Below are 11,540 nucleotides of genomic sequence, written 5' to 3'. Positions count from 1 at the left end.
TGGGAGAGTAGGACGCAGCCGGACAAACATTCCCAAAAAGGGGAGGACCACACCAGTCCTCCCCTTTTTGCATTCCCCCGCCGACCACCACCGACGACCACGAGTAGGGTTCCACGCCATGGGCTTGTTCAACCGCGACCGCTGTGAGGGAAAGACCCCCGAGCAGCTCGCCGGCATGCGCACCGCGGGGCTCCTCGTCGGCCGCACGCTCGACCTCCTCATCGCCTCGGTCCGCCCGGGCATGACGACGCTCGACCTCGACAGGCTGGCCGAGACCCACATCCGCGACCACGGCGGCGTGCCGAACTTCCAGCTCGTCCCCGGGTACCGCCACACCCTGTGCACGTCGGTCAACGACGAGATCGTCCACGGCATCCCGGGCGCCCGCGTCCTCGAGGCCGGGGACGTCCTCTCGATCGACTGCGGCGCCCAGGTCGGACTGTGGAACGGCGATGCCGCCGTCTCGGTCGTCGTCGGCGGTCGCGACGCCGCCCGCCCCGAGGACCTCGATCTCATCGACGACACCGAGGCCTCGCTGTGGGCCGGTATCGCCGCGCTGCGGGTCGGTGCCAGCCTCTACGACGTCGGCGCGGCGGTCGAGGACAGCCTCACGGCGTCCGGGCAGGCCCGCGGCCGCGAGTACGGGATCGTCGAGGACTACGTCGGCCACGGCATCGGGACCTCGATGCACATGGACCCGCAGGTCCCCAACTACCGCGTCTCCGGCAAGGGCCCGAAGGTCGTCGAGGGCACGACGATCTGCATCGAGCCCATGGTCGTCCTCGGCGACCAGGACAACGTCGTCCTCGACGACGAGTGGACCGTCGCGACCCGCGACGGGTCTCGCGCGGCCCACTGGGAGCACTCGGTCGCCGCCACGAGCGCCGGCCTCACCGTGCTCACGGCCGTCGACGGCGGCGAGCGGGCACTGCGCGAGCTCGACGTCGCGTTCGCCCCCATCGACCCTGCCTGACCGGCCACGACACCGGCCCGGACCGCCCCCCGGGGTGTGCTCGATCTCTCGCCGGCGGCCCTGTCGCACGCGGCTAGGGTGGACGAGGCGGTCGGACGCATCGGAGCCCCGCCCGCGGTGGAAGGAGCACGATGACGCACGCGCCGGTCGCCACCGGACCCGACGGCCTCGCCTCCGGCTTCCCCGAGCAGGACCGGGTGGCGTGGCAGGCCCTCGCCGCTGCGGTGCTCAACAAGGGACGGGCCGAGGGCGAGGAGCTCGACGGCCCCGGAGCCGAGGCCGCGCTGCACCGGCGGCTGGCCGGCGGGCTGGACATCGCACCCCTCTACCTGCGTGAGGACCGCCCACTCGGCGCTCCGGGGTCCATGCCGTTCACGCGCGGGCTCGCCCTGCGCGACGGGACCCTGCCCTGGGACGTCCGCCAGCTCCACGACGACCCCGATGCCGCCCGCTCGCGCGCCGCGGTCCTCGACGACCTCGAGCACGGCGTCACCTCGGTGTGGGTGCACGTGGGGGACGACGGCGTGGCCGCCGCGGACCTGGCCGAGGTGCTCGCCGACGTCCGGCTCGACCTCGCACCCGTCGTCCTCTCCTCGCTCACCGACCCGCAGGGGGCCGCCGAGGCGCTCCTCGACCTCGTCGGCGAGGCGCCGTCGGCCGGGGGCGCCCTCGGGCTCGACCCGGTCGGCCGCGCGGTCCGCCTCGGGGCCTCCTGCGACCTCGCGGCCCTCGCGCCGCTCGTGCGCCGCACCCTCGGGCGACCCGGGTGGCGCGCCCTCACCGTGGACGCCCGGTACCTGCACGACGCCGGCGGGACCGAGGTGGACGCCCTCGCGGTCGCGGTCGCCTCCGGGGTCGCCGTGCTGCGCCACCTCGAGGGCGAGGGCATCTCCCCGGCCACCGCCTTCGCACAGGTCGAGTTCCGGGTCCCCGCCACGGCCGACCAGTTCCTCACGGCCGCGACGCTGCGGGCGCTCCGCCGCGTCTGGGCGAGGGTCGGCGAGCTGAGCGGGGTCCCCGAGGCCGACCGCGGGGCCCGCACGCATGCCGTGACGAGCCGGCGGATGTTCAGCCGCGAGGACCCGTGGGTCAACGTCCTGCGCAGCACCCTCGCGGTCTTCGGGGCCAGCGTGGGCGGCGCCGACGCCGTCACCGTCCTGCCGTACGACACGGTCTCCGGTCTGCCGGAGCGGTTCTCGCGTCGGCTGGCCCGTAACACCCAGATCCTCCTCGCCGACGAGTCGAACGTCGGGCGGGTCACCGACCCCGGTGGCGGCTCCTGGTACCTCGAGGACCTCACCGACCAGGTCGCCCGTGCGGTGTGGGCACGCTTCCGTGAGCTCGAGGCGGCGGGCGGCGCCGTGCAGGCGCACGCCGACGGCCTCCTCCACGAGTGGGTCGAGGCGGCGCGCGCCGAGCGCGGACCCGCGCTGGCGACCCGCGCCGTCCCGCTGACCGGGGTCTCGACCTTCCCCCTGGCCGGCGAGCCGGTCCTGACCCGCACCCCCCGCCGAACCCCTGCAGCGACCGACCGGGCCCTCGCGCCACGGCGCGACGCCGAGGTGTTCGAGGCACTTCGCGACCGGGCCCGTGCGCTCGGGGACAGGGCGACCGTGGTCGTCCGCACGCTCGGCACGCAACGTGACTTCGGTGCCCGGCAGACGTTCACGGTCAACCTGCTCGCGGCGGGCGGTCTGGCAGCGGTCGAGGCGGGCAGCCCACTCGCGGTCATCGCGTCCAGCCGCACGGGGTACGCCGAGCACGCCGCGCAGGCCGTCGCCGACCTGCGCGACTCCGGCGCCACGCACGTGCTCGTCGCCGGGGGCGCCCGTGAGCTCGGTGACGACTCGGGGCTCGTCGACGGTGAGCTGTTCGACGGCATGGACGTCGTGGCCGTCCTCGACGACCTCCTGACCCGCCTCGAGACGGAGGACCCCCGGTGAGCGCCGTCCCCGACTTCACGAGCCTCGACCTCGGCGACGGCAGCCCCGACGAGCGGGCGGTCCCCACCGGAGTCGCCGAGGACTGGCTGACCCCCGAGCAGATCCCGGTGAAAGCGCTCTACACCGAGGAGGACCTGGCGGGCCTGGACTTCCTCGACACCGTGCCGGGCGCCCCGCCGTTCCTCCGCGGGCCCTACCCGACGATGTACACGACCCAGCCGTGGACGATCCGGCAGTACGCCGGCTTCTCGACGGCGGAGGAGTCGAACGCCTTCTACCGCCGCAACCTCGCTGCCGGCCAGAAGGGCCTGAGCGTCGCCTTCGACCTCGCCACCCACCGCGGGTACGACTCCGACCACCCGCGCGTGACCGGCGACGTCGGGATGGCAGGCGTCGCCATCGACTCGATCTACGACATGCGCACGCTCTTCGACGGCATCCCGCTCGACCGGATGTCGGTGTCGATGACGATGAACGGGGCCGTCGTCCCCGTGCTCGCGCTGTTCGTCGTCGCCGCCGAGGAGCAGGGGGTCGCCGCGGAGCAGCTGACCGGGACCATCCAGAACGACATCCTCAAGGAGTTCATGGTCCGCAACACCTACATCTACCCACCCGAGCCGTCGATGCGGATCATCAGCGACATCTTCGCGTTCACCAGCCAGCGGATGCCGCGGTTCAACTCGATCTCGATCTCCGGCTACCACATGCAGGAGGCCGGGGCGACGCAGGACCTCGAGCTCGCCTACACCCTGGCCGACGGCGTCGAGTACCTGCGCGCCGGCCAGGCCGTGGGCCTCGACGTCGACCGGTTCGCGCCGCGCCTGTCGTTCTTCTGGGCCATCGGGATGAACTTCTACATGGAGGTCGCGAAGATGCGGGCCGCGCGCCTGCTCTGGGCGCGCCTCGTCCGCGACCAGGGCGCGCAGAACCCCAAGAGCCTGTCGCTGCGCACGCACAGCCAGACGTCCGGCTGGTCGCTCACCGCCCAGGACGTCTTCAACAACGTCGTCCGCACGTGCATCGAGGCGATGGCCTCGACCCAGGGCCACACCCAGAGCCTGCACACCAACGCCCTCGACGAGGCGATCGCCCTCCCCACCGACTTCTCGGCACGGATCGCCCGCAACACCCAGCTCGTCCTCCAGCAGGAGTCGGGCACGACCCGCGTCATCGACCCGTGGGCCGGCTCCGCGTACGTCGAGCGGCTCACCCACGACCTCGCGCGCCGGGCCTGGGCGCACATCGAGGAGGTCGAGGCAGCCGGGGGCATGGCCGCCGCCATCGAGGCCGGCATCCCGAAGATGCGCATCGAGGAGGCCGCGGCGCGGACCCAGGCGCGCATCGACTCCGGTCAGCAGCCGGTCATCGGCGTCAACCGCTACCCCGTCGACGAGGACGAGCCGATCGAGGTCCTCAAGGTCGACAACGCCGCGGTGCGCGCCAGCCAGGTCGCCAAGCTCGAGCGCCTGCGCGCCGAGCGCGACGAGGACGCCACGCGGGCATCGCTCCAGCGGCTCACCGACGCCGCGCGCGCCGGCTCCGACGGCACCCTCGGCACCAACCTGCTCGCCCTCGCCATCGACGCCGCCCGCGCCAAGGCGACCGTCGGGGAGATGTCGGCCGCGATGGAGGAGGTCTTCGGCCGGTACACCGCCCAGATCCGTACGATCGGGGGCGTGTACAGCGCGGAGGCGGGGGAGGACGAGACCGTCCGGGCCGCGCAGCAGGCGGTCGAGGACTTCGAGCGCGAGGAGGGCCGCCGTCCCCGGATCCTCGTCGCGAAGATGGGGCAGGACGGGCACGACCGCGGGCAGAAGGTCATCGCCACGGCGTTCGCCGACCTCGGCTTCGACGTGGACGTCGGCCCGCTGTTCCAGACCCCGGCCGAGGTCGCCCGCCAGGCCGTCGAGGCCGACGTCCACGTCGTGGGGGTCAGCTCGCTCGCCGCGGGACACCTCACGCTCGTGCCCGCCCTGCGTCGCGAGCTCGACGCGCTCGGCCGCGAGGACCTCATGATCGTCGTCGGGGGCGTCATCCCGAGCCAGGACTTCGAGGCGCTGCGCGCCGCCGGCGCGGACGCCATCTACCCGCCCGGCACCGTCATCAGCCGGGCTGCCGTCGACCTCGTCGCCGACCTGCGCGAGCGGCTCGGGTGAGGTCGGTCGACGTCGCCGACCTCGCGGCCGGCGTGCGCGCCGGCTCGAGGCAGCACGTCGCCCGGGCGATCACCCTGCTCGAGTCGAGCCGGCACGAGCACCGGGAGCAGGCCGAGGAGCTGCTCGCCCTCGTCGCCGACCGCACCGGTCGTGCGGTGCGGGTCGGGATCAGCGGGGTCCCGGGAGCCGGCAAGTCGACCTTTATCAACGCCCTCGGGACGCGGCTCGTCGGGCGCGGGCACCGCGTCGCGGTCGTCGCCGTCGACCCGAGCTCGCGGCGCACCGGCGGCTCGATCCTCGGGGACCGCACCCGGATGGGCGACCTCGCCGCGAGCGAGGCCGCCTTCGTGCGGCCCAGTCCCTCCGGGCGGCAGCTCGGCGGGGTCGCCCGCGCCACCCGCGAGTCGATGCTCGTCCTCGAAGCCGCGGGCCACGACGTCGTCATCGTCGAGACGGTGGGGGTGGGGCAGAACGAGATCGCGGTCTCGGAGATGGTCGACACCTTCCTCCTGCTGACGCTCGCGCGCACCGGTGACCAGCTCCAGGGCATCAAGCGCGGCATCCTCGAGCTCGCCGACGTCATCGCCGTCAACAAGGCCGACGGTGACGGCGAGGCCGCGGCGCGCGTCGCGGCCCGCGAGCTCGCCGGGGCGATGCGGCTGATGATGCCCGGCCCGGCCGCGCGCCGACCCCCCGTGCTCACCTGCTCCGCCCTCACCGGCGCGGGGCTCGACGAGGTGTGGGCCGCGGTCCTCGAGCACCGCGAGCATCTCGAGGCCGAGGGCTCCTTGGAGGTCCGTCGGGCGCGACAGCAGCAGGACTGGATGTGGGCCCTCGTCGACGCCCACCTCCAGGACGCCGTCCGCGACTCCGCGCGGGTCCGCGCGTCCCGTGCCGAGGTCGAGGCGGCCGTCCGCTCGGGTGGCACGAGCGCCGTCGAGGGTGCGGCCCGGATCCTCCGGCTGTACGCCGACGACGTCCGCGACGAGGCGGCGCCGGGGTCCGGGAGGGCCTAGCACATCCGGCGCCGTCCGCGATGCGGGACGATTCCGTCCGGTCCCCGGATGGGGTCTGTGAGGCCGCTGAGGGCCCGGCTTGCGAACCGGGCGTGCATGGGCTCAGCGCCCTGAACAGGGCCTCGAGGGCCCGGAGCGGGCCGCGGCCTCCTCCGAACGGCCGATGCGGCCGGTCCGCACGGGTGAGGTCCGTGTGACTGAATGGACACGTTCTCAGCGTTCGAGTTGTCGGCGTGTCGTGGTGCCAGCACCATCGACATACACGCACGACACGACCCGCCCCTCTCGCCCTTGGGGTCACCGGTCTCGCCCCCGGTCGTCGAGCGCTTATTCGAGAATCCCCTGCAACCTCGAGGAGCACTTCGTGCGATCCTTCATCCCTGCACGCCGTGGGGCGGCCGTCCTGGCCGCACTCGCGCTCATCTCGGTCGGTGCCGCCGGCACCGCCCAGGCCGGCAAGCCGAACAAGGGCGGGACGATCATCTGGTCGTCGACGACCACGACGGCGCCGGCGTCCCCGACCACCGTGCGCGACACCCACACCGCGACCTGCCCGAAGGTCATGGAGTACTCGACCTGCGGGTCGATGTCCGTGACGATCGACAACTTCGGGGCGACCGGCTGGAACGGCAGCGCCTCGCCGGCCAACAACGCGGTGAGGTACAACACCTACTACGGCTCGTCGAGCTGGGCCAACGTCGTGGCCCACGAGGTCGGCGGACACGTCGACGCGTGGAACGAGATCGTCGCCAAGGTCGGCGCCGCGCAGGCGTGGACCGACTACTACGACCTCGACTACTTCGGCGAGCTCTGGGCCGAGGCGCGCTACCGCACCCTCAAGGGGACGACCCGCGACCTCACCCGCACCCAGGGCAAGGAGGTCTACCTCGACTGCGTCGGCCCCGTGGCCCACGGCTACACCGGCGGCTACGTCGGCGGCCTCGGCTTCAGCACCCTGTCGGCGCAGCAGTCCTTCTGCACCGGTTCCGGTGCCGTCATGTCCGACGCCCTGACCAAGGTGCGCCCGAGCTGACGTCCCGCTGACCCATCCAGACCCCTGCACCCCGGGCCCGGCCTCACCCCCTGCGAGGCCGGGCCCGGTGGTGTCCGGCGGGAGGCCGGCACGGATTTCGTGCTCAGGGGCCCCGTCCCGTACCATTGAACGTCGGTCACGTGTGCGGTCCTCGCATGGGTGCGTCCCAGCGTGGGTACCTCCACGGGGCCGATTTCCATGGGTGACCCCGACACCACGAAGGGGCGCCCAACGGCGGATTGAGAGGGTATGGCCAAGAAGGACGGCGTCATCGAGATCGAGGGCACGATCGTCGAGGCACTCCCGAACGCGATGTTCCGGGTAGAGCTCACGAACGGTCACAAGGTCCTCGCGCACATCTCCGGGAAGATGCGCCAGCACTACATCCGGATCCTCCCCGAGGACCGCGTGGTGGTGGAGCTCAGCCCCTACGACCTGACCCGCGGCCGCATCGTCTTCCGCTACCGCTAACCCGCACATCGATCGAGACAGCAAAGGCGACATGAAGGTTCAGCCGAGCGTCAAGAAGATCTGCGACAAGTGCAAGGTGATCCGCCGCAACGGCCGGGTCATGGTGATCTGCGAGAACCTGCGCCACAAGCAGCGCCAGGGCTGACCCACGGGTCGGACGCACCACCGCCCCCTCGGGGGCCGCACGAGTCACGGCTCGAGCACGCAGAAGTGAAGAACGCAGCACCCGACCCCCGACGGGTCACCTGGACATCGCAGGTGGGCGCGGGACGTCACCCTCGGCCCGGAGGCCGAGGACCGGACCAGGATGGGCCGGACCGGTGGCTGCACCAGACCTCCGGACCACACAGAGAAGGAACCATCCTCAGATGGCACGTCTTGTTGGAGTGGACCTCCCGCGCGAGAAGCGCGTCGAGGTCGCACTGACCTACATCTTCGGAGTCGGTCGGACCAGTGCGCAGAAGGCCCTCGCGGCCACCGGCGTCAACCCGGACACCCGCGTCAAGGACCTCGTCGACGAGCAGCTCGTCGCCCTGCGTGACTGGATCGACGACAACCTCAAGGTCGAGGGTGACCTCCGCCGCGAGGTGCAGTCGGACATCCGCCGCAAGGTGGAGATCGGGTCCTACGAGGGCCTGCGTCACCGCCGCGGCCTTCCGGTGCGCGGTCAGCGCACCAAGACCAACGCGCGCACCCGCAAGGGTCCCAAGCGCACCGTGGCCGGCAAGAAGAAGGCCGGTAAGTGACCTGCGCCTCGCGCGCGTCACTGCCACCGCTTCCGAAGACTTCGTAGGAGAGAGAACACATGCCTCCCAAGGGCCGTACCGCGGGCGCCAAGAAGGTGCGCCGCAAGGAGAAGAAGAACGTCGCCGTGGGCCAGGCCCACATCAAGAGCACGTTCAACAACACGATCATCTCGATCACCGACCCCACCGGGGCCGTCATCAGCTGGGCCTCGGCCGGGCAGGTCGGCTTCAAGGGTTCGCGCAAGTCCACGCCGTTCGCCGCGCAGACCGCCGCCGAGGCCGCTGCGCGCCGTGCCATGGAGCACGGGATGCGGAAGGTCGACGTCTTCGTCAAGGGCCCGGGTTCCGGTCGTGAGACCGCCATCCGCTCCCTGACCGCTGCCGGCCTCGAGGTCGGCTCGATCCAGGACGTCACCCCCAGCCCGCACAACGGTGTCCGTCCGCCCAAGCGCCGCCGCGTCTGAGCGCCGACCAAGACTTCGCGAAAGGTAGTAGAGAACCATGGCCCGTTACACCGGACCCATCACCAAGAAGTCGCGTCGCCTCAAGACCGACCTCGTCGGTGGTGACAAGAACTTCGACCTCCGTCCCTTCCCGCCCGGCCAGCACGGCCGTCGCCGGATCCAGGAGAAGGAGTACCTCACCCAGCTGCAGGAGAAGCAGAAGGCCCGCTTCACCTACGGCGTCATGGAGAAGCAGTTCCGTCGGTACTACAAGGAGGCGGCCAACCGCCCCGGCAAGACCGGCGAGAACATCCTGACGATCCTCGAGTCCCGTCTCGACAACGTCATCTACCGCGCGGGCCTCGCCCGCACGCGGCGCCAGGCGCGCCAGCTCGTCACGCACGGTCACTTCGAGGTCAACGGCGTGCGCGTCGACGTCCCGAGCTACCGCGTCGAGCAGTACGACATCATCACGGTCCGCAAGCAGTCGGTCGAGAGCTTCCCGATCCAGCTCGCCCGCGAGACCTTCGGTGAGCGCCCGATCCCGGCCTGGCTCCAGGTCGTCCCCGGCACCCTGCAGATCCTCGTCCACCAGCTCCCGGTGCGCGCGCAGATCGACACCGTGCTGACCGAGCAGCTCATCGTCGAGTTCTACTCGAAGAACTGACCGAGGAGGGAGGTCGCGCGCCGCTGGTGCGCGACCTCCCGACTCGTGGGTGGCCCCACGGACCGATGTGAGGCCGCCGGCGGGAGGAGACTCCCGCGTTTCACGAGGCGTCATATGGCGGTCGCCCGTGGGAAGGAAGAACCACCGTGCTCATCGCACAGCGTCCCGTCCTCAGTGAGGACGTCGTCTCCGAGTCCCGGAGCCGTTTCGTCATCGAGCCCCTCGAGCCCGGCTTCGGCTACACGCTCGGCAACTCGATGCGCCGCACCCTGCTCTCGAGCATCCCCGGTGCCGCGGTCACGAGCATCCGCATCGACGGCGTGCTCCACGAGTTCTCCACGATCCCCGGGGTCAAGGAGGACGTCACCGAGATCATCCTCAACATCAAGGGCCTGGTCGTCTCCTCGGAGCACGACGAGCCCGTCGTGATGTACCTGCGCAAGCAGGGCGCCGGCGCGGTCACCGCCGCCGACATCGCCCCGCCGGCCGGGGTCGAGATCCACAACAGCGACCTGCACATCGCGACGCTCAACGACAAGGGCACCGTCGAGATGGAGCTGACCGTCGAGCGTGGCCGCGGGTACGTCTCGGCGCAGCAGAACAAGTCCGGTGACCAGGAGATCGGCCGCATCCCGGTCGACTCGATCTACTCCCCGGTCCTCGCCGTCACCTACAAGGTCGAGGCGACCCGAGTCGAGCAGCGCACCGACTTCGACCGCCTCGTCGTCGACGTCGAGACGAAGAACTCGATGGCCCCGCGCGACGCCCTCGCGTCCGCCGGCAAGACCCTCGTCGAGCTGTTCGGCCTGGCCCGTGAGCTCAACGTCGAGGCCGAGGGCATCGACATGGGCCCGTCGCCGACCGACGCCGCGCTCGCCGCCGACCTCGCCCTGCCGATCGAGGACCTCGACCTCACCGTCCGGTCCTACAACTGCCTCAAGCGCGAGGGCATCCACACCGTGGGTGAGCTCGTCGGGCGCAGCGAGGCCGACCTGCTCGACATCCGCAACTTCGGTGCGAAGTCGATCGACGAGGTCAAGGCCAAGCTCGCCGGCATGGGACTGGCGCTCAAGGACAGCCCTCCCGGCTTCGACCCGAGCCTCATCGCGGACCGCTACGACGACTTCACCTTCGGCGAGGGCGAGGACGACGGGGCGTACGCCGAGGACGAGCAGCTCTGACCTTCGCCTCCCGCACGTAACCAAGGAGAAACCCCATGCCCACCCCCACCAAGGGTCCCCGTCTCGGAGGCGGTCCCGCTCACGAGCGGCTCATCCTCGCCAACCTCGCGACCTCGCTGTTCGAGCACGACTCGATCACGACGACCGAGGCCAAGGCCAAGCGCCTGCGCCCCCTCGCGGAGCGGCTCATCACCTTCGCCAAGCGCGGTGACCTCCACGCCCGTCGCCGGGTGATGACCGTCGTGCGCGACAAGGGCGTCGTCCACCGCCTCTTCGTCGAGATCGCGCCCGACATGGCCGAGCGCAACGGCGGCTACACCCGCATCACCAAGGTCGGTGCCCGCAAGGGCGACAACGCCCCCATGGCGGTCATCGAGCTCGTCCGCGAGCCCGTCGCCAAGAAGGCCACCGTCAAGGAGGCCGAGGCCGCCACCAAGCGTGCGGCGAAGGACGACTCCGCCAAGCGCAAGGCCAAGCAGGCCGAGGCCGAGGAGGCCGCCGCCGAGACCAAGGCTGCACCGGCCCCCGGCTCCGCCGGGGAGGACTCCGCTGCCGACGAGGCCGTCGTCGAGGAGACCACCGAGGCCCCGGCCGCGGTGGAGCTCCCTGAGGGCGCGGTCGCCGCGAACGAGGACGGCTCGGCCCCCGACGGCTACACCGTCAAGGGCAACGCCGACTCCGGCAAGTACCACGTCGAGGGCTCGCAGTGGTTCGACCAGACGGTCGCCGAGTTCTGGTTCAAGGACGCCGAGGCCGCCGAGGCCGCGGGCTTCGAGCCGGCCGGTGGCGCCGCCAAGCAGCAGGTCGAGGACGACGAGGCCTGAGCCTCGCATCTCCCGGCTGACGCGAACGGCCCCCCTCCCGATGCGGGAGGGGGGCCGTTCTGCGTGTCATCATCGCGAGTCGTGTGC

12 protein-coding genes are annotated in these 11,540 nt (G+C 71.5%); all 12 read left to right on the top strand.

Annotation, left to right across the window (positions count from 1 at the left end; genetic code table 11):
• Window positions 1–118 precede the first annotated feature (118 nt).
• Entirely contained in the window at window positions 119–973 is an 855-nt protein-coding gene (gene map / locus ACK8HX_RS17125; RefSeq protein ID WP_411941928.1) for a type I methionyl aminopeptidase, read from the top strand.
• Window positions 974–1,104: 131 nt separating this feature from the next.
• Entirely contained in the window at window positions 1,105–2,916 is a 1,812-nt protein-coding gene (locus ACK8HX_RS17120; protein ID WP_411941927.1) for a methylmalonyl-CoA mutase family protein, read from the top strand.
• Window positions 2,913–5,072 carry a methylmalonyl-CoA mutase gene (scpA, locus tag ACK8HX_RS17115; protein ID WP_411941926.1) on the top strand — a complete coding sequence of 720 codons (2,160 nt, stop codon included), beginning with the start codon at window positions 2,913–2,915 and terminating at the stop codon, window positions 5,070–5,072. Before ACK8HX_RS17120 ends, scpA begins: the two co-directional genes overlap by 4 nt.
• Complete coding sequence (gene meaB / locus ACK8HX_RS17110; RefSeq protein WP_411941925.1) at window positions 5,069–6,088, top strand: methylmalonyl Co-A mutase-associated GTPase MeaB; 1,020 nt, start codon at window positions 5,069–5,071, stop codon at window positions 6,086–6,088. The genes scpA and meaB overlap by 4 nt, the downstream gene beginning before the upstream one ends.
• Window positions 6,089–6,452: 364 nt before the next feature.
• On the top strand, window positions 6,453–7,121 hold the full coding sequence (locus ACK8HX_RS17105; RefSeq protein ID WP_411941924.1) for a hypothetical protein: 669 nt from the start codon (window positions 6,453–6,455) through the stop codon (window positions 7,119–7,121).
• Window positions 7,122–7,370: 249 nt separating this feature from the next.
• Window positions 7,371–7,592, top strand: coding sequence for a translation initiation factor IF-1 (infA, locus tag ACK8HX_RS17100; protein ID WP_006946284.1), 222 nt, complete (start codon window positions 7,371–7,373; stop codon window positions 7,590–7,592).
• 31 nt (window positions 7,593–7,623) lie between these two features.
• Window positions 7,624–7,737 carry a 50S ribosomal protein L36 gene (gene rpmJ / locus ACK8HX_RS17095; protein ID WP_006592630.1) on the top strand — a complete coding sequence of 38 codons (114 nt, stop codon included), beginning with the start codon at window positions 7,624–7,626 and terminating at the stop codon, window positions 7,735–7,737.
• Between the two features lie 223 nt (window positions 7,738–7,960).
• Window positions 7,961–8,338, top strand: coding sequence for a 30S ribosomal protein S13 (gene rpsM, locus ACK8HX_RS17090; protein ID WP_411941923.1), 378 nt, complete (start codon window positions 7,961–7,963; stop codon window positions 8,336–8,338).
• A 59-nt stretch (window positions 8,339–8,397) separates the two neighbouring features.
• Window positions 8,398–8,802: a 30S ribosomal protein S11 gene (gene rpsK, locus ACK8HX_RS17085; RefSeq protein ID WP_411941922.1), complete on the top strand. Its 405-nt coding sequence runs from the start codon at window positions 8,398–8,400 to the stop codon at window positions 8,800–8,802.
• Between the two features lie 37 nt (window positions 8,803–8,839).
• On the top strand, window positions 8,840–9,448 hold the full coding sequence (gene rpsD / locus ACK8HX_RS17080; RefSeq protein WP_411941921.1) for a 30S ribosomal protein S4: 609 nt from the start codon (window positions 8,840–8,842) through the stop codon (window positions 9,446–9,448).
• Between the two features lie 146 nt (window positions 9,449–9,594).
• A complete protein-coding gene (locus ACK8HX_RS17075; RefSeq protein ID WP_411941920.1) occupies window positions 9,595–10,629 on the top strand; it encodes a DNA-directed RNA polymerase subunit alpha in 1,035 nt (344 codons plus the stop codon).
• Window positions 10,630–10,664: 35 nt separating this feature from the next.
• Window positions 10,665–11,453 carry a 50S ribosomal protein L17, sunset domain variant gene (rplQ, locus tag ACK8HX_RS17070; RefSeq protein WP_411941919.1) on the top strand — a complete coding sequence of 263 codons (789 nt, stop codon included), beginning with the start codon at window positions 10,665–10,667 and terminating at the stop codon, window positions 11,451–11,453.
• Window positions 11,454–11,540 lie beyond the last annotated feature (87 nt).

It is taken from the genome of Oryzobacter faecalis (assembly GCF_046764005.1).
GTDB classification, from domain to species: domain Bacteria; phylum Actinomycetota; class Actinomycetes; order Actinomycetales; family Dermatophilaceae; genus Oryzobacter; species Oryzobacter faecalis.
The sequence above is the reverse complement of the archived record's forward strand: the minus strand, read 5'-3'. Positions and strand labels throughout refer to the sequence as shown.